Annotated in this window: 14 protein-coding genes; 6 read left to right on the top strand and 8 right to left on the bottom strand. The window is 65.1% G+C overall.

Annotation, left to right across the window (positions count from 1 at the left end):
- The first annotated feature begins 248 nt into the window (after positions 1-248).
- The 6 genes from HZB49_RS17900 to HZB49_RS17875 all read left to right on the top strand — a co-directional run bounded on the left by HZB49_RS17900 (position 249) and on the right by HZB49_RS17875 (position 8,296).
- Positions 249-2,564: a lytic transglycosylase domain-containing protein gene (locus tag HZB49_RS17900; RefSeq protein ID WP_291613687.1), complete on the top strand. Its 2,316-nt coding sequence runs from the start codon at positions 249-251 to the stop codon at positions 2,562-2,564.
- A 199-nt stretch (positions 2,565-2,763) separates the two neighbouring features.
- On the top strand, positions 2,764-4,161 hold the full coding sequence (locus HZB49_RS17895) for a lytic murein transglycosylase (protein WP_291613685.1): 1,398 nt from the start codon (positions 2,764-2,766) through the stop codon (positions 4,159-4,161).
- 201 nt (positions 4,162-4,362) lie between these two features.
- Entirely contained in the window at positions 4,363-4,866 is a 504-nt protein-coding gene (locus HZB49_RS17890; protein WP_291613684.1) for a DUF1993 domain-containing protein, read from the top strand.
- A 118-nt stretch (positions 4,867-4,984) separates the two neighbouring features.
- The gene (locus HZB49_RS17885; RefSeq protein ID WP_291613682.1) at positions 4,985-5,845 is read left to right on the top strand and encodes an SDR family oxidoreductase; all 861 of its coding nucleotides are present in this window, start codon (positions 4,985-4,987) and stop codon (positions 5,843-5,845) included.
- An 86-nt stretch (positions 5,846-5,931) separates the two neighbouring features.
- Positions 5,932-7,032, top strand: a complete 1,101-nt coding sequence (locus tag HZB49_RS17880) for an alkene reductase (RefSeq protein ID WP_291613680.1) — start codon at positions 5,932-5,934, stop codon at positions 7,030-7,032.
- Between the two features lie 277 nt (positions 7,033-7,309).
- The gene (locus HZB49_RS17875) at positions 7,310-8,296 is read left to right on the top strand and encodes an SGNH/GDSL hydrolase family protein (RefSeq protein ID WP_291613678.1); all 987 of its coding nucleotides are present in this window, start codon (positions 7,310-7,312) and stop codon (positions 8,294-8,296) included.
- A gap of 186 nt (positions 8,297-8,482) precedes the next feature.
- On the opposite strand, the gene HZB49_RS17870 is transcribed toward HZB49_RS17875, so the two are convergent.
- The 8 genes from HZB49_RS17870 to HZB49_RS17835 all read right to left on the bottom strand — a co-directional run bounded on the left by HZB49_RS17870 (position 8,483) and on the right by HZB49_RS17835 (position 17,379).
- The gene (locus HZB49_RS17870) at positions 8,483-10,264 is read right to left on the bottom strand and encodes an ABC transporter substrate-binding protein (RefSeq protein ID WP_291613675.1); all 1,782 of its coding nucleotides are present in this window, start codon (positions 10,262-10,264) and stop codon (positions 8,483-8,485) included.
- A 136-nt stretch (positions 10,265-10,400) separates the two neighbouring features.
- The gene (locus HZB49_RS17865; protein WP_291613673.1) at positions 10,401-10,727 is read right to left on the bottom strand and encodes a DUF2160 domain-containing protein; all 327 of its coding nucleotides are present in this window, start codon (positions 10,725-10,727) and stop codon (positions 10,401-10,403) included.
- Between the two features lie 2 nt (positions 10,728-10,729).
- Positions 10,730-11,536 (bottom strand): carbohydrate ABC transporter permease, encoded by an 807-nt coding sequence (locus HZB49_RS17860; RefSeq protein ID WP_291613671.1) that lies wholly within the window; start codon positions 11,534-11,536, stop codon positions 10,730-10,732.
- Entirely contained in the window at positions 11,533-12,438 is a 906-nt protein-coding gene (locus HZB49_RS17855) for a sugar ABC transporter permease (protein WP_291613668.1), read from the bottom strand. Before HZB49_RS17855 ends, HZB49_RS17860 begins: the two co-directional genes overlap by 4 nt.
- Positions 12,438-13,523, bottom strand: coding sequence for an ABC transporter ATP-binding protein (locus HZB49_RS17850; protein WP_291613666.1), 1,086 nt, complete (start codon positions 13,521-13,523; stop codon positions 12,438-12,440). Before HZB49_RS17850 ends, HZB49_RS17855 begins: the two co-directional genes overlap by 1 nt.
- A 12-nt stretch (positions 13,524-13,535) precedes the next feature.
- Complete coding sequence (locus tag HZB49_RS17845; protein ID WP_291613664.1) at positions 13,536-14,615, bottom strand: ABC transporter ATP-binding protein; 1,080 nt, start codon at positions 14,613-14,615, stop codon at positions 13,536-13,538.
- Positions 14,612-16,156 (bottom strand): glycerol-3-phosphate dehydrogenase, encoded by a 1,545-nt coding sequence (glpD, locus tag HZB49_RS17840; RefSeq protein ID WP_291613662.1) that lies wholly within the window; start codon positions 16,154-16,156, stop codon positions 14,612-14,614. Before glpD ends, HZB49_RS17845 begins: the two co-directional genes overlap by 4 nt.
- Before the next feature lie 392 nt (positions 16,157-16,548).
- Positions 16,549-17,379, bottom strand: coding sequence for a DeoR/GlpR family DNA-binding transcription regulator (locus tag HZB49_RS17835; RefSeq protein ID WP_291613660.1), 831 nt, complete (start codon positions 17,377-17,379; stop codon positions 16,549-16,551).
- Between the last annotated feature and the right edge of the window lie 204 nt (positions 17,380-17,583).

Genomic DNA, 17,583 nt, shown 5'->3' with positions numbered 1-17,583 from the left:
CCCGCGCGCGAATGGCTGCGGCGAGGCGTCGCGGCAGGACTGCCGCTGCGGGATACCGGGGCTTGCCGCGGCCGCGACGAAAGTTAACGTTTGCCGGCCCGCGGCGCGAAACGACATTGCGGCGATTTTGCGTTGGAACCGGTGATTTTGCGGGGACTTTGCCGCGGACAAATCAGTCCGCACCATGCTAAAGCAGGGCACGCCGCATAGCGGAACCCGAGCCCACTTCCTTCATTTCAAGGCAGCGTATGGCAAAGACCCACGCGAAGCGACTCCTGAACATCTTTGCCCTGATCGCGCTCTGCGCAGCCTGCTGGCTCGTCGTACCGGCGACAGCCGCAAGCGCCGCCACCAATGCGAAGCAGCGCGTGGTGCAGCCGGCGAAGAAGCAGGAAGCCAAGAAGCCCGAGGCAAAATCTTCGGCGAAGCAAAGCGCCAAGCCTGCGCACACCGCCTCCGGCAAGAAGGCCGCGGCCAAGAAGACCGCGCATCGCAAGGGCAAGCCGGCCAAGCACGCGGCCAAGGCCAAGCGCGGCAAGAAGCCGGCCGCCGACGAGGATGACGACGAGGACGAGCAGAAGCCGTCAACGCCGCCGCTGACCGGCGACCTTGCCATCGTGAAGAAGGTGATCGATCTCGCGCGCGATGGCGAGACGGACGACGCCACCGAAGCCGCCGGAACGATCGAGGATCCCGCGGGCCGGAAGCTCGCCGAATGGTTCATCCTGCGCCACTCCGAGACGCAGGCGCGCTTTGCCCGCTACGCGGCCTTCATTGCCGGCAATCCGGCGTGGCCGAGCCACGCGCTGATGCGCCGCCGCGCGGAAGCGCGGCTGTGGCAGGAGAAGGCGGATGCCGCCACCATCCGCGCGTTCTTTGCCGACAAGGCGCCGCTCAGCGCCAAGGGCCGCTTCGCGCTGGCGCGCGCCCTGCTCGCCGAGGGCGACCGGCTCGCCGCCTCGCGCGAAGTGAAGGCGGCCTGGCGTGCGGAGGAGCTGGGCGAAGCCACCGAGGAGGTGGCGTACGAGGAATTCAGGGAGCTGCTCGCGCGCGAGGATCATCGTGCCCGCATGAACAAGCGGATCGGCGCCAAGGAGATTTCCGCCGCGATGCGCGCCGCCAAGCGGCTCGGCGACGATGACGTCGCGATCGTGAAGGCCTGCGCCGCGGTGAATGGAAACGCCGACAAGGCGCTCGGCAAGCTCAACGACGTGCCGGAAGCCGCGCGCGGCGATCTCGGCTATGTGCTCTGCCGCGTCAAATGGGCGATGAAGAAGGACAAGATCGTCGAGGCCGCGAAACTGATCGTGGCGGCGGCGCCCGAGACCATGGCGCAGCAGGACACCGACGAATGGTGGCGCGACCGCCGCACCATCTCGCGCAAGCTGCTCGACATGGGCGAACTCCAGCTGGCCTACGACGTGGTGAAGGACGCTGCGAGGCCGGGGCTGGAAGCCTACCGCGCCGACTACGCCTTCATGCCGGGCTGGATTGCGCTGCGTTATCTAAACGATCCCGCAACCGCGCAGAAGCATTTCGCCGACATCGACAAGGGCCTTTTCAATCCGATCACGCTGGCGCGCGCCAATTACTGGCGGGCGCGCGCGGCGGAAGCGGCGGGCGATGCGCGTGCGGCGCGCGCGTACTACGAGGTCTCGGCGAAATATCCGACGGCCTATTACGGGCAGCTGTCGCGCGCCAAGATCGGCATCGAGACATCGGCGCTGCGCATGCCGCAGCCCGACACGGTCGCCGCCGCAAGCTCCGACGAGCGCGTGCGCGCCGCCGAGATGCTCTATGCCGTCGGCGAGAAGGACATGGTGAAGGCTTTTGCGCACGATCTCGGCGAGGAGTGCCGCGACGAGGCCGTGATGGCGGCGCTGGGCGAGCTCACCTACGCACGCGAGGACGCGGTCGCCATGCTGCAGCTCGGCAAGAACGCGCTCGGCCGCGGCTTCGCCATGGAGCATTACGCCTTCCCCACTGTCGGCATTCCCCCGCACACGCAGTGGGAGCCTGCGATCGAGCACGGCATGATCTATTCGGTGGCGCGCACCGAGAGCGCGTTCGACCAGCGCGACCATTCCCACGCCGACGCCGTCGGGCTGATGCAGGTGACGCCGGAAGCCGGCAAGGACACCGCCAAGCGGTTCGGCGTCAAATACGACTGGACGAAGATGCGCAAGGATCCCGTCTACAACACCCAGATGGGCGCGGGCGAGCTGTCGGCGTTGCTGACGGAATACAAGGGTTCGCTGGTGATGACCTTTGCCGGCTACAATGCCGGCCGCGGCCGCGTGCGCGACTGGATCAAGCTGCGCGGCGATCCGCGCGACCCCAATGTCGATGCGGTCGATTGGGTGGAGCGCATCCCCTTCTCCGAGACGCGCAACTATGTGCAGCGCGTGATCGAGAATCTCGGCGTGTACCGCGTCCGCTTCGGCACCGGCACATCCGCGCCTGCCATGGCAAAGCAGGAACAGGCGCCCGCGCCGGGCCAGGCCACCGCGAAGGCCGATGCACCGGCTGCGGCATCTGCTGCCGCCGCGGTCGGGGCGCAGTGACAAACCACGGCGAATATTTCTCCTCCCTCGCCCCGCTCTTCGCGGGGAGAGGGTTGGGGTGAGGGCTGTCTCAGCACGGGGACTCGCGGAGGGTCCCCCTTACCCGCCGCGCAAGCGCGCGGCGACCTCTCCCCGCAAGCAGGGCGAGGTAAGAATCAGATACAAATCGGCTGACTCCTTCGGGCCAGCGGGGACAGCGATGCCGACAATTGCACGCGGATTGAGACTGACGGCGGTGGCGGCAACGCTGCTGCTTTCCACCGCCGCGTCCGCGCAATTTCAGCAACAACCGCAACCGAGGCCTGCGCCGGCCGCGCCAAAGCCTGTAGCGCCAAGGCCTGCGGCGACGGCGCCCGCGCCCGGCGCCCCGCAGGCGCCGCGCCCCGTGGCGAGCGCGCCCTCGCCGCGCGCGGCGGCGTGCCATGGCGGCGCGTCGTTCGACAAGTTTCTCGCCGACCTCAAGCAGCGTGCAGCGGGCGAAGGCGTATCGCAGCGGACACTGGCGGCGACTGCGCCCTATCTCGTCTACGACCAGGGCATCGTCAACCGCGATCGCGGCCAGCGCGTGTTCGGTCAGATCTTCACGCAGTTCGCCGGCCGCATGGCCGCGCCCTATCGCATGCAGCAGGGCCAGCAGCGCATCCAGACCCATGCGGCGGCGTTTTCGCGCGCCGAGAAGGAATATGGCGTGCCGCCGGCCGTAATCGCCGCGTTCTGGGGACTGGAGAGCGATTTCGGCGCCAACATGGGCAATCTGCCGACGCTGCCCTCGCTGGTGTCGCTGGCCTATGACTGCCGCCGCTCGGAAATGTTCGAGAAGGAGACCATCGCGGCGCTGAAGATCATCGAGCGCGGCGATCTCTCTCCATCGGAGATGATCGGCTCGTGGGCCGGTGAGCTCGGCCAGACGCAATTTTTGCCGACGCATTATTTCAACTATGCCGTGGACTATGACGGCGACGGCCATCGCAACCTGCTGCGCAGCGCGCCGGACGTGATCGGCTCGACCGCGAACTACATCGCGACCGGACTGAAATGGCGGCGCGGCGAGCCCTGGCTGCAGGAAATCCGGGTACCGCCGAATTTGCCGTGGGAGCAGACCGACCTCTCGACCAAGCACCCGCGCTCGAAATGGGCGGCGTGGGGCGTGACCTATCCCGACGGCAAGCCGCTGCCGAACGACGACCTGCCGGCGTCGGTGCTGCTGCCGATGGGACGCACCGGGCCGGCGTTCATGGCCTATCCCAATTTCGCGGCCTACACCGAGTGGAACAACTCGCTGATCTACGCGACCACCGCGGGCTATCTCGCCACCCGCATCGCGGGCGCGCCGCCGATGCGCCAGCCCGCGCAGCCGGTGGCGCAACTGCAGTTTGCCGAGATCAAGGAATTGCAGCAACTCCTGGTGCGCGCGGGCTTCAACGTCGGCAAGGTCGACGGCGTGCTCGGCCAGCAGAGCCGCGTCGCGGTCAAGGCGATGCAGCAGAAATACGGACTGCCGGCGGATTCCTGGCCGACTGCGGAGTTGCTGGCGCGCATGCGCGGCCCCGGCGCGCAGGCGCAGCCCGCCGGCGCGGTGATGCCGCAGGCGCGGTGAAGCCGTCAACCAGTCACGCGAACAACGACCGTCCCGGCGTATGGATTCCGGGCTCGCCGCTGCGCGGCGCCCCGGAATGACGGCGAATTTTCACATCCCCCCGCGCTGCAGCAAGCGTTGTATTTCACTGCACGCCGCCCCATGTCGAGCAAGGCCGATCGCGCCCTTCCGGAATTTCCACCTCACGAAAAGAGCTTCCCCATGTCCTTTTACGACGCCACCGTGCCCGCTTTCCTGCAGATCCTCGGCGCGCTTGACGCCATCCTCGGCAAGGCCGAGGCGCACTGCAAGGCGAAGAACATCCAGCCGGAGGTGCTGCTGTCAGCGCGGCTCTATCCGGACATGTTTCCATTCACCCGGCAGATCCAGACCACGTGCGATTTCGCGGCCAAGAGCTGCGCGCGGCTCACCGGCAGCGAAGTCCCGGTCACGGCCGATACCGAGAAGAGTTTTGAGGAATTGCGCCAGCGCATCGCAAAGACCATGGACTATGTGAAGGCGTTCAAGCCGGCGCAGTTCGACGGTGCCGACAGCCACGACGTCACCTTCCCGGTCGGCCCCACCAACCAGATGACGCTGAAGGGCCAGCAATTCCTCTCGGCGTTTGCGTTGCCGAATTTCTATTTCCACGCTGCCATCGCCCACGGCATCCTGCGCCACAACGGCGTCGAGATCGGCAAGCGGGATTTTCTCGGGGTGCGGTGACGGCGAAGCCGTCATTCCGGGGCTCGCAAGGCGAGAACCCGGAATCTCGAGATTCCGGGTCTGGTGCTTGCGCACCATCCCGGAATGACGAAAAGAACAATCAGCACGGGAGCACGCCATGTCCACCACCACGCAAGCGCCGAAGCAGATCGATCCGTCCGCTTCGCTCCATGCGGAGTCGCTCGGGCTCGCATCCGGCCGCGGGCGACTGGCGGGGCGGAAAATCATCGTGGTCGGCGCGGGGCAGCGCAAGATCGTCGACGAGGATCCGCCGATCGGCAACGGCCGGGCGATGAGCGTGCTGTTTGCGCGCGAAGGCGCGTATGTCGCCTGCATCGACATCAGCAAGGAGGCGGCCGAAAATACGGTGGCGCAGATCACATCCGAAGGCGGCAAGGCGTTCACGGAAGTCGTCGACGTTTCCGACGCCGCGGCGATCGCGCCTGCGGTGGAACGCTGTGTGCAGAAGCTCGGCGGGCTCGACGGGCTCGCGCTCAATGTCGGGATTTCCTGCGGGCTGCCGCTGGCCAGGATGACGGCGGAAGCCTGGGACCGCGATTACGCCGTCAACGTGCGCAGCCACATGCTATTCGCGCAGAAGGCGCTGACCATGATGGCGCCGGGCGGCGCTATTGTGCTGACCTCGTCGATGGCGAGCCAGCGCGCCAATGGCCGCAACCCGGCCTATGAATCCTCCAAGGCGGCGCAGATCGCGCTCGGCCGTGCGATCGCGCGCGCGGGCGAGGAAAACGGCGTTCGCTGCAATGTGATCGCGCCCGGCTTCATCGACAGCCCGATGGGCCGCGACGCCAGCCGCCGCCGGCCCGACCGCGCCATTACGGTGCCTTTCGGCCGCCAGGGCACCGGCTGGGAGGTCGCCTATGCTGCGCTGTTCCTGATCTCGAACGAATCTTCCTACGTCAACGGCCACACGCTGATGCTCGACGCCGGCCACATGGGCGGGATCGTGCGGGGGTAGGATGCGCCACGCGAATGGCTGGCCGCTTGCGCAATTTGCCGCGATGCCCAACTCTCCCCCATCTTCCACTTCCCGAAAGCCCCGAAATGAGCCAGTCCAAACTCTTCGAGCCCTTCAAGCTCGGCCCGATCACGCTGCCCAACCGCGTCGTCATGGCGCCGCTGACGCGCAACCGCGCGGTGCCGCCCGGCATGGTGCCGAGCCCGCTTGCGGTCGACTATTACGGACAGCGCGCCTCCGCCGGCCTGCTGATCACCGAAGCGAGCCAGGTGTCGCAACAGGGCCAGGGCTATCAGGACACGCCCGGCATCTACTCGAAGGAACAGGTCGCGGGCTGGCGCAAGGTTACGGACCGCGTGCATGAGCGCGGCGGGCGCATCTTCGTCCAGATCTGGCATGTCGGCCGCATCTCGCACGACTCGCTGCAGCCCGGCGGCGGCAAGCCGGTCGCGCCGTCGGCGATCCGCGCCAAGGGCAAGACCTTCGTCAACGGCACCTTCACCGACATTTCCGAGCCGCGCGCGCTGGAGCTTTCCGAAATCCCGGGGATTATCGACGACTTCAAGCGCGGCGCAGAGAATGCGATCGCCGCCGGCTTCGACGGCATCGAGATCCATGGCGCCAACGGCTACCTGCTCGACCAGTTCGCCAAGGACGGCACCAACAAGCGCACGGATGCTTACGGCGGATCGATCGAGAACCGCGCGAAGCTGATGCTGGAAGTCTCGAAGGCGGTCGCGGCGGTGGCAGGCCCGGAGCGCACCGGTATCCGCATCTCGCCGGTGACGCCGGCCAATGACGTGTCGGATTCCAATCCGCAGCCGCTGTTCGACTACATCGTCGATCACCTCAATGCACTCAAGCTGACCTATATCCACGTCATCGAAGGCGCGACCGGCGGGCCGCGCGACAATGCGCCGTTCGACTACGCCAGCTTGCGCAAGCGCTTCAAGCAGGCCTACGTCGCCAACAACGGCTACGACCTCGCGCTGGCGAACAAGGTGCTGGATGCGAATGCAGCCGACCTGATCGCGTTCGGCAAGCCCTTCATCTCCAACCCCGACCTCGTCGAGCGCCTGAAGAAGGGCGCGCCGCTGAACGCGCCGGACAAGGCGACGTTCTACGGCGGCGGTGCGAAGGGCTACACGGACTATCCGACGCTGGCAGCGACGGAAGCGGCGGAGTAGCGCGAGCGACCATCACCATCGTCATTCCGGGGCGCGCCAATTGGCGCGAGCCCGGAATCCATAACCACCATCGCGAGTGTGGATTCTCAGGTGCGCAATTGCGCCCCATAGCTCTCGCTTCGCTCGCCCCGGAATGACAGCGGGAAAAAAGGCCGGGATCGCTCCCGGCCTTTCGCCCTTGTCGGCGCGCTGATTTGCGCACTATCCCCGTCTATGCCAGTTTCGCCCGGACGCGGCTGACCACCACGCAACCAAGGTCCGCTGCCCGGGTGGCAAGATGCAACGTTCGATCAGGCCTGGAAGGCTGCGCGAGATAACCCGGTCCGCGTTTGCCGTGCTTCTGTCGACCCTGGTGACACTGGCTGTCCTCGAGGTCATCCTCCGCGTCGCCGATTTTCGCGCGTTGCGGGCAGGCAAGAGCGAGCGGTCCCTGGTCTATCGACATGATGCGGAACTCGGCTGGGCGCCGGTACCGGCTTCCAGTTCAACCGTTACCAATGCCCGCACGATCCACGCCCTGCACAATCGCCTCGGCTTTCGCGATATCGAATTCCAGCGTGACGGCCGCCCGGTGCTGCTGTTTCTCGGCGACTCCTTTGTCTGGGGAGTCGATGCAGAAGCCGGCGAACGATTTACCGATCTGCTGAAGGACCGGCTTTCAAACTATCAACTCGTCAATGCCGGCGTTTCCGGGTTCGGCACCGATCAGGAATATCTGCTGCTGCAGCGGATATGGCCGACCGTGAAGCCCGACATCGTGGTGCTGGTCTTCTGCACCGACAACGACCGGGCCGACAACCAGACCAACATCCGCTACGACGGATACCGCAAGCCGCTCTACGTGCCCTCCGACAACGGTTTGACGCTGCGCGGCCAGCCGGTGCCTTGGTCGCTGCAGAACCATGTCAGCAACAGCTGGCTGGTGCGGAATCTCTGGCTCGCCCGCACCGCCGTGGCGGCCTATGTCGAAATCCGCTATCCGCGAGTGGTGGTGGCCGATCCAACCGAACAACTCGTCGATGGGATACGCGACTTCGTGGCGGCCCGCGGTGCACGACTACTGGTCGGCCTGCAAAGGAGCGACGAGAGGCTGATGCAGCACCTGAGTGGCAGGCAAATTCCGTTCGTCGCTTTCGATGGCGCTGAAGCCTACGCCAGCGATTTCGGTTCGCACTGGACGCCGGCCGGCCATCGCGCGGTTACGGAACTCCTTTCCGGCTTCCTGTCGAAGCACGATATCCGGGTCGACGGCGCTTCCCGATGACGAAAGAAAAAGGCCGGGATCGCTCCCGGCCTTTGACTTTGCTCTCCTTGTCATGCTCCGGCTTAACCGGGGCATCCAGTAAACACAGCCGTCAGCGACAGATCCGAGACGCCGCGGTGTACTGGGTCGCCCGGTCTTCAGAGCAAAGACGCGCTTCGCGCTTTCGCCGGGCGACGACAAGACCGGTCACTTCACCTCCGCCCGCTTCGGCGGGGTGGCGGGCCACGACTTGATCAGCGCGTCGTAGTCCACCGTCTCGCCCTTCGGCTTCTCGTTGGCGAGCTTGCGGGCCGGCGCGATGGTGCCGTCCTTCTGGGCCTTGGCGAACCAGAACTCGGCGGTCTCCTTCTTGTTCAGCTTCGGACCGCAAGCGCCCTGCACGCCGGACTTCTCAAGACGCTCGAGCACCGAGTCCTGGGCTGCCGCGAGCGCATCCATCGCCGCCTGTGGCGTCTTCGCACCGGATGACGCATCGCCGATGTTCTGCCACCACAGCTGGGCCAGCTTCGGATAGTCAGGCACGTTGTTGCCGGTCGGGGTCCACTGCACGCGCGCGGGCGAGCGGTAGAACTCGATCAGGCCGCCGAGCTTCGGCGCGCGCTCGGTGAACGACTTGTCCCAGATATCGGACTCACGCACGAAGGTGAGACCGACATGGCTCTTCTTCAGCGACACCGACTTGGAGACGATGAACTGCAGATAGAGCCAGGCCGCCTTGCGGCGGTCAGGCGGGGTCGACTTCAGGAGCGTCGCGGAGCCTGCGTCCTGGTAGCCGAGCTTCATGCCTTCCTTCCAGTACGAGCCGTGCGGCGACGGAGCCATACGCCACTTCGGCGTGCCGTCCGCGTTCACGACCGGGATACCGGGCTTCACCATGTCGGCGGTGAAGGCGGTGTACCAGAAGATCTGCTGGGCGATCGCGCCTTGCGCCGGCACCGGACCTGCTTCGGAGAAGGTCATGCCCTGCGACTGCGGCGGGGCATACTTCTTCATCCATTCGAGGTACTTGGTGATCGAGTAGACCGCCGCAGGACCGTTGGTGTCGCCGCCGCGCTCGACCGAGGAGCCGACCGGACGGCAGCCTTCCATGCGGATGCCCCATTCGTCGACGGGCTTGCCGTTCGGGATGCCCTTGTCGCCGTTGCCGGCCATCGACAGCCAGGCGTCGGTGAACCGCCAGCCGAGCGAGGGATCCTTCTTGCCATAGTCCATGTGGCCATAGACCTTGACGCCGTTGATCTCCTTGATGTCGTTGGTGAAGAACTCAGCGATGTCTTCATAGGCCGACCAGTTCACGGGCACGCCGAGATCGTAGCCATACTTGGCCTTGAACTTGGCCTTGTACTCCGGATTGGAGAACCAGTCGTAGCGGAACCAATAGAGGTTCGCGAACTGCTGGTCGGGCAGCTGGTAAAGCTTGCCGTCCGGACCCGTGGTAAAGGACTTGCCGATGAAGTCGTTGACGTCGAGCCCGGGATTGGTGACGTCCTTGCCCTCGCCGGCCATGTAGTCCGACAGGATCACCGTTTGATTATAGCGCGAATGCGTGCCGATCAGGTCGGAGTCGTTGATCCAGCCGTCATAGACGTTCTTGCCGGACTGCATCTGGGTCTGCAACTTCTCGACCACGTCGCCTTCCTGGATCAGGTCGTGCTTGAGCTTGATCCCGGTGATTTCGGTGAAGGCCTTGGCCAGCGTCTTGGACTCGTATTCATGTGTCGCGATGGTTTCCGACACGATGTTGATTTCCATGCCCTTGAAGGGTGCGGCGGCCTTTTCGAACCACTGCAGCTCCTTCAGCTGATCGGCCTTGGACAAGGTCGAAGGCTGGAACTCGCTGTCGATCCATTTCTGGATGGTGGCGTCGTCCGCGAAAGCGGGCACGGCGATGGTCATGGTGGTCGCAAACAGCGCTGCCGCGCTGGTCCTGACCAACAGACTGTCTTTCTTTCTCCTCAAGTGTCGCATTTTGGTTCCTCCGTTGAAAGCGACAGAAACTCTTTCGTGTTGAGCATGATCTTGCCGGAAATCCCGTATCCACTTTTCCGCATCATGCTCGTCCTCAAGTCCGGGTTGACCCCGGATCAGCCCCTTCTCGCCTGGCTCAGACGGTGCGAAAGATCGCAACGGCCGCGCCAAACGAAATCAGTGTTGCGAGCCAGAGGCTCGTGATCTCCACGCCCTCCCCGATCGGCAAACTGGCGATCGGATCGGTCCCGACGAAAGCAATCCAAAGCAGGTGAATGACGGCAGCGAGAACCAGCGAGATGAAAAGGCGGTCGCCGCGCGTGGTCGGGATGCGCAGGACGCCTACGCGCTCCGCTTCCGGATAAGCGACCGCAAGCCAGGTCATGACGCCCAGGGTCGAGGCCAGCGCCGCGAAGAAGATCGCGGTAGGCAACGTCCAGGCCATCCATGCAATGTGTTCCATGATCACACCCGTCCGAGCGCGAAGCCGCGCGCGATGTAGTTGCGGACGAACCAGATGACGAGCGCGCCGGGGATGATGGTGAGCACGCCGGCAGCCGCCAGCAGGCCCCAGTCGACGCCGGCGGCGGAAACCGTGCGGGTCATGGTGGCCGAGATCGGCTTGGCGGCCACCGAGGTGAGCGTGCGCGCGAGCAGCAGTTCGACCCAGGAGAACATGAAGCAGAAGAACGCGGCGACGCCGATGCCGCTCGCGATCAGCGGGATCAGGATCTTCACGAAGAAGCGCGGGAAGGAGTAGCCGTCGAGGAAGGCGGTCTCGTCGATCTCGCGCGGCACGCTGGAGACGAAGCCCTCGAGGATCCACACCGCGAGCGGCACATTGAAGATGCAGTGCGCCAGCGCCACCGCCCAGGGCGTATCGAACAGGTTGATCGCCGAGTAGAGGTTGAAGAACGGCAGCGCGAATACCGCCGCCGGAGCCATGCGGTTCGACAGCAGCCAGAAGAACAAATGCTTGTCGCCGAGGAAGCGGTAGCGCGAGAACGCGTAGGCCGCGGGCAGCGCGACCGAGATCGAGATGATCGTGTTGATGATGACGTATTTCAGCGAGTTGAGGTAGCCGGAGTACCAGCTCTCGTCGGTGAAGATGCGCTTGTAGTTCTCGATCGTCGGCTGGTACGGCCACAGATGCATGCTGGTGACGATCTCGTTGTTGGTCTTGAAGCTCATGTTGACGAGCCAATAGATCGGCAACAGCAGGAAGATCAGGAAGACCGTCATGATGATGCGGCGGCCGGGAATCGTGTTCATGCGACGCCCTCCTTCTGCGTGGGCCGCTCGGCGCCGGCATTGGTCATCACGGTGTAGAACACCCAGCAGACGATCAGGATGATGATGTTGTAGACCAGCGAGAGCGCGGCGGCCTTGCCGAGGTCGAACTGGCCGAGCGCGATCTTGACGAGCTCGATGGAAACGAAGGTGGTGGAATTGCCGGGGCCGCCGCCGGTGACGACGAAGGGCTCGGTGTAGATCATGAAGGAGTCCATGAAGCGCAGCAGCACTGCGATCAGCAGCACGCGGTTCATCTTCGGCAGCTGGATCGCCTTGAACACGGCCCAGCGCGAGGCGCCGTCGATCTGCGCCGCCTGGTAATAGGCATCGGGGATCGATTTCAGGCCGGCATAGCAGAGCAGCGCGACCAGGCTGGTCCAGTGCCAGACGTCCATCACGATCACGGTGAACCAGGCGTCGAGATCGTTGGAAACGTAATTGTAGTTGAAGCCGATCCTGTTCAGGACGTAGCCGAGGAGGCCAATGTCGGGCCGGCCGAATATCTGCCAGATGGTGCCGACCACGTTGAACGGAATGAGCAGCGGCAGCGCGAGGATGACGAGACAGGCGGCGACCTGCCAGCCATGGCGCGGCATCGACAGCGCCACCACGATGCCGAGCGGCACCTCGATGGCGAGGATGATGGCGGAGAACAACAGATTGCGCCCGATCGAGGCGAGGAAGCGCTCGCCGAGGTCGGTATGGGGGTCAAGCAATTCCTTGAACCAGCCGACGCCGTTCCAGAAGAACTGGTTGTTGCCGAAGGTGTCCTGCACCGAATAGTTCACCACCGTCATCAGCGGCAGGACCGCGGAGAACGCCACGATCAGGAACACCGGCAGCACCAGGAACCAGGCCTTCTGGTTGACCGTCTTTTCCATCAGGCGGCCCCTTCGACCAGGAGACTGTCGGCGTAGACATGGACATGAGCGGGATCGAACACGAGCCCCGCAACGTCGCCCTGGGGCGAAAAACCCGGCGGCACGCGCGCGGCGAACTTCGCATCGCCGACGCGAACCCGCGCGAAGCGGATGCGGCCGAGATCGTCGATGCGCTCGAGCCTGGCGGAGAGCAGCCCCGGCAGGGGTGCGGCTATGTCGACGAATTCGGGGCGTACCCCGATCTCGATCTTCGCGCCCGCCGGAAGGCCGCTGTAGGTCCGCTTCAGCGCGATAGTATGACCGTCGATCCGCGCCTCGCGGGCGCCGACCACTGCGGGCACGATGTTCATGCCCGGCGAGCCGATGAAATAGCCGACGAAGGTATGGGCGGGCTTGTCGAACAGCTCGGCCGGCGTGCCGCTCTGCACGACGCGGCCGTCATGCATGACCACCACGGTGTCGGCGAAGGTCAGCGCCTCGGTCTGGTCGTGGGTGACGTAGATCATGGTGAGATCGAGCTCGCGGTGCAGCGCCTTCAGTTTCGAGCGCAGCTGCCACTTCAATTCGGGATCGATCACCGTGAGCGGCTCATCGAACAGCACGGCGGCGACGTCGGAGCGAACCAGGCCGCGGCCGAGCGAGATCTTCTGCTTGGCGTCCGCCGTCAGCCGCGTCGCCTTGCGATTGAGGTAGGGTGTGAGGTCGAGCAGGTCGGCGATCTGCTTCACCCGCACCGCGATCTCGGCTGGCGGCACACCGCGGTTCTTCAGCGGAAATGCCAGGTTCTCGCCGACCGTCATGGTGTCGTAGATGACGGGGAACTGGAACACCTGGGCGATGTTGCGCTTCTGGGTCGAGGCCTGTGTGATGTCGGTGCCGTCGAACAGGATCTTTCCGCGCGAGGGCGTGACGATGCCGGAAATGAGATTGAGCAGCGTGGTCTTACCGCAGCCGGAGGGGCCGAGCAGTGCATAGGCCCCGCCCTGCCGCCAGGTCATGGTGACCGGCTTCAGCGCAAAGGACTCCGGCGGCGCGTCGTTGCCGCTATAGGAGTGCGCGAGGTCGACGAGGTCAATGCGGGCCATCTCGCATCTCCCTCATGAGCTTTTCGGAGCGGCGACCAGACGGTCCGCCGCGTCGAAGACAAAAACGTTATTCGGATCGAGCGCCGCGTCCAGCCTCTCACCGGGCTCGTATTCGTGCACGCCGTGCAGCACCGCGACCCAATTCTGGGAGTCGCGATGCAGATGCACAAAGCTCTCCGAGCCCGTGATCTCGGTCACCGTCACGGTCGCGGAAAAAGCGTGGCGGCCCGCGACGCCGTTGGCGACTTCGAGCTGATGGGCGCGGAAGCCGACGCGATAGGCGCCGTCGCCAAGATCGGCGTAAAGGCCGGTCGCCGGCGCATTGATGCCGCCGGCATACTGCACGGAGCCGTTCTTCTTCTCGATGCCGATGATGTTGAGCGGCGGGTCGGAGAACACCTGCGCCACCCGCAGCGTGTCGGGGTGGCGATAGACCTTTGGCGTCTCGCCGTGCTGCAACACCTCGCCTTGCCACATGCACAGCGTGTTGCCGCCGAGCAGCAGCGCCTCCGACGGTTCGGTCGTGGCATAGACGAAGATCGCACCCGAGGCCTCGAAGATGCGCGGCAGCTCGGCGCGGAGCTCCTCGCGCAGCTTGTAGTCGAGATTGGCGAGCGGCTCGTCGAGCAGCACGAGATCGGCGCCCTTCACCAGCGCGCGCGCAATCGCGGTGCGCTGCTGCTGGCCGCCGGACAGCTGCAGCGGCGTGCGGCTCATGAAAGGCTCGAGCTTGAGGAGTCTTGCCGCTTCCTGCACGCGGCGATCGATCTCTTCCCTCGGCCGGCCCTGCACGCGCAAGGGCGAGGCGATGTTCTCGTAGACGGTGAGCGAGGGATAGTTGATGAACTGCTGGTACACCATCGCAACCGAGCGCTGGCGCACGTCGACTCCGGTGACGTCCTTGCCGTCGACCAGCACCCGGCCGGAAGCCGGCTTGTCGAGGCCGGCGAGCAGCCGCATGATCGAGGTCTTGCCCGACAGCGTCGGTCCGAGCAGGACGCTGAGTGTGCCGCGCTCCAGCGTCAGCGAGACGTCGCGAATGGTGGCAACGCCATCGACGGTGCGGGTAACATGGTCGAGCGTGACGCTCATGTCCGCCCTCCCGCTTCGCGCAACGGACGCTCGCTCGCGGCGCGATGCGCCGCCATCCAGCTGTCGAGGGCGGAGATTTCCGCCGATGTCAGCCGCAGGCCCAGCTTGGAGCGGCGCCACACCACGTCCTCGGCGCTCACGGCCCATTCATTGGCCATCAGATACCGCACCTCGGCCTCGGTGAGGGTATCGCCAAAACATTGGCCAAGATCGGACATCGATTTCGCGGCGCCGAGCAATTTCCTCGCACGGGTGCCGTAGGCATGGGCGAGCCGGTTGGCATGCGCATGCGCCAGGAACGGATGTTCGCGCATCAGTTCCGCTGTCAGAGCCACCACGGCGGAGACATCCATGTCGCCGCCGGGCAATGGCGCCGTCGCGGTCCAGCCTTCCTTGGCCTTGGCGCTGTTCAGATACGGCGCGAGCCGCTCCAGCGCCTCTTCGGCTAGGCGGCGATAGGTCGTGATCTTGCCGCCATAGATCGACAGCAGCGGCGCGCCGCCGGGCGTGTCGAGCTCGAACACGTAATCGCGGGTGGCGGCCTTGGCTTCGCTGGCGCCATCGTCATAGAGCGGCCGCACGCCGGCATAGGACCAGACGACGTCCGAGGGCTTCACCTGTTTCGCCAGATATTCGCTGACGGAGCTGCAGAGATATTCGATCTCTTCCGCGGTCGCCTTCACGTCGGCGGGATCGCCGTCATAGTCGCGGTCGGTGGTGCCGATCAGCGTGAAGTCGTCCTGGTAGGGGATGACGAAGACGATGCGGCCATCGGCGTTCTGGAACATGTAGGCGCGGTCATGGGCGTAGAGCTGACGCACCACGATGTGCGAGCCCTGCACCAACCGAACCTTTGCCTTCGCGTTGACCCCGGCGCCGGCGGAGAGCACCTGCTCCACCCATGGGCCGCCGGCATTGATCAGCGCGCGGGCGTGGATGGTAGAGCGGCCGCCGTTCAGAGTGTCCTCCACCGTGAGCTGCCAGATGCCATCGGCCTGCCTGATCTCGACCGCGCGCGAACGGGTGCGGATGTCGGCGCCGCGGTCGGCGGCGTCGCGCGCGTTCAGAGCAACGAGGCGCGCGTCGTCGACGAAGCAGTCGGAATATTCAAAAGCCTTTTTGTAACGGCCTGATATCAGCGGCTTGCCGACGGCATCGGTCGCAAGGTCCACCGAACGGGTCGGCGGCAGCAAATGGCGGCCGCCGATATGGTCGTAGAGGAACAACCCGAGGCGGAGCAGCCAGGCCGGGCGCAATCCAGCGTGGTGCGGCAAAACGAAACGCAGGGGGCGGATAATGTGGGGCGCGATCGCCCACAGGATTTCGCGCTCGATCAGGGCTTCGCGGACCAGGCGGAACTCGTAATATTCGAGATAGCGCAGCCCGCCATGCACGAGCTTGGTCGACCAGGACGACGTCCCGCTCGCCAAGTCATTCATTTCACAAAGGAAAACAGAGTTGCCGCGGCCGGCGGCGTCGCGCGCGATGCCGCAGCCATTCACTCCGCCTCCGATAATGGCGAGGTCGTACACCCGATCCAACGAACGCTTCCCCGGCAATCGCCTTCTTCGCTTCGGCGATTTCACTTTCGTTTTCGATTACAGCACAACGAAAAGCGAAAGCAAGCGAAAGTTGGAATTGGAGCCTTCATCCTTCGAGACGCGCGCGAAAAGCGCACTCCTCAGGATCAGGGTCTGATGGCGGTTCGGGGTTTCTAGACCCTCATGGCGAGGAGCGCGGCACGCGCGTCTCCGGGCGAGACTTCGCATCGCCTGGCGAACCATGAGGCCACGTCGTTCTCCCTGTCGTGCCCCGCGAAAGCGGGGCATCCAGTACGCCGCGGCTTCTCGGTCGACCACGGGCGCCCCTGGAATACTGGATCACCCGCTTTCGCGGGTGATGACGCGTCGGGAAAGTCGAGGAGAGCTATGCGCTACACGCTGCGCAGTGCCGGCGGCGCGGGCTCGGATTCGGTCTCGTCGAGGTCGGCGACGGGCTTGTCCATCGCGACGACCACCTCGATGCCGCGGTGATGGCAGATGCTGGCGAGTCCGGCGGGCAGCGGCGAATCCGTCACAAAGGTCTGGATCTGCGAGAGATGCGCGATGCGAACCGCGGCGCTGCGGCGCAGCTTTGTCGAGTCGGCAACCAGCATGACGCTGCGGGCGTTGGCGATGATCGCCTGCGCCGCCTGCACCTCGCGATAGTCGAAGTCGAGCAACGCGCCCTCCTCGTCGATCGCGGACGCGCCGATGATGGCGTAGTCGACCTTGAACTGGCCGATCAGCTGTGTGGCGGTGGAACCGACCACGGCACCGTCGGCGCGGCGCACCGCGCCTCCCGCCACGATCACCTCGATGCGCGGATGGCGGTAGAGCAGCATCGCGACATTGAGGTTGTTGGTGATGACGAGCAGGTCCTCATGCGAGGTCAGCGCGGCCGCGACCTCTTCCGTCGTGGTGCCGATGTTGATGAACAGCGAGCAGCCGTTGGGGATGCGCGCCGCCGCCGCAGCGCCGATCGCCTTTTTCTCCTCGGCGGCGACGAAGCGGCGCGCCTCGTAGGCGAGGTTTTCGACGCCGGAGGCGATGATCGCGCCGCCATGGATGCGGGTCAGCGAGCGCTGGTCGCAGAGATCGTTGAGATCTTTCCGGATGGTCTGCGCCGACACCTCGAAGCGCCGGGCGAGGTCTTCCACCATCACCCGTCCGAAGGCGCGGGCGATGTTGAGGATTTCAGTCTGGCGATGCGACAGTCCGGCCACGGCCAATCCTTCCGGCAAGGGAGGTCATGGTGCGGCGGTTCGCAGGCGCGGTCAACGCGGCAGATGCATGGCGCGGGCCGCGGACCTGACGAAACCGCAATCCTGGTTAAGACGCATTGTTGGGTTCGCAGCCGCAAAAATGATTTGAAATCATTTCATGCCGGCCGGGCTGCCCTGCTCGACAAAGCGAAATGCGGCTGAGAA

Source organism: Bradyrhizobium sp. (assembly GCF_016219575.1).
Lineage (GTDB): Bacteria > Pseudomonadota > Alphaproteobacteria > Rhizobiales > Xanthobacteraceae > Bradyrhizobium.
This window is presented reverse-complemented; position numbering and strand designations above follow the sequence as displayed.

Excerpts from the sequence above, each read along its gene's own strand:
- HZB49_RS17860 (WP_291613671.1), bottom strand. The coding sequence starts at position 11,536 with ATGAACACGATTCCCGGCCGCCGCATCATCATGACGGTCTTCCTGATC.
- HZB49_RS17855 (WP_291613668.1), bottom strand. The coding sequence starts at position 12,438 with ATGGAAAAGACGGTCAACCAGAAGGCCTGGTTCCTGGTGCTGCCGGTG.
- HZB49_RS17870 (WP_291613675.1), bottom strand. The coding sequence starts at position 10,264 with ATGCGACACTTGAGGAGAAAGAAAGACAGTCTGTTGGTCAGGACCAGC.
- HZB49_RS17895 (WP_291613685.1), top strand. The coding sequence starts at position 2,764 with ATGCCGACAATTGCACGCGGATTGAGACTGACGGCGGTGGCGGCAACG.
- HZB49_RS17865 (WP_291613673.1), bottom strand. The coding sequence starts at position 10,727 with ATGGAACACATTGCATGGATGGCCTGGACGTTGCCTACCGCGATCTTC.
- HZB49_RS17880 (WP_291613680.1), top strand. The coding sequence starts at position 5,932 with ATGAGCCAGTCCAAACTCTTCGAGCCCTTCAAGCTCGGCCCGATCACG.
- HZB49_RS17850 (WP_291613666.1), bottom strand. The coding sequence starts at position 13,523 with ATGGCCCGCATTGACCTCGTCGACCTCGCGCACTCCTATAGCGGCAAC.
- HZB49_RS17875 (WP_291613678.1), top strand. The coding sequence starts at position 7,310 with ATGCAACGTTCGATCAGGCCTGGAAGGCTGCGCGAGATAACCCGGTCC.
- HZB49_RS17900 (WP_291613687.1), top strand. The coding sequence starts at position 249 with ATGGCAAAGACCCACGCGAAGCGACTCCTGAACATCTTTGCCCTGATC.
- HZB49_RS17885 (WP_291613682.1), top strand. The coding sequence starts at position 4,985 with ATGTCCACCACCACGCAAGCGCCGAAGCAGATCGATCCGTCCGCTTCG.
- HZB49_RS17890 (WP_291613684.1), top strand. The coding sequence starts at position 4,363 with ATGTCCTTTTACGACGCCACCGTGCCCGCTTTCCTGCAGATCCTCGGC.
- HZB49_RS17845 (WP_291613664.1), bottom strand. The coding sequence starts at position 14,615 with ATGAGCGTCACGCTCGACCATGTTACCCGCACCGTCGATGGCGTTGCC.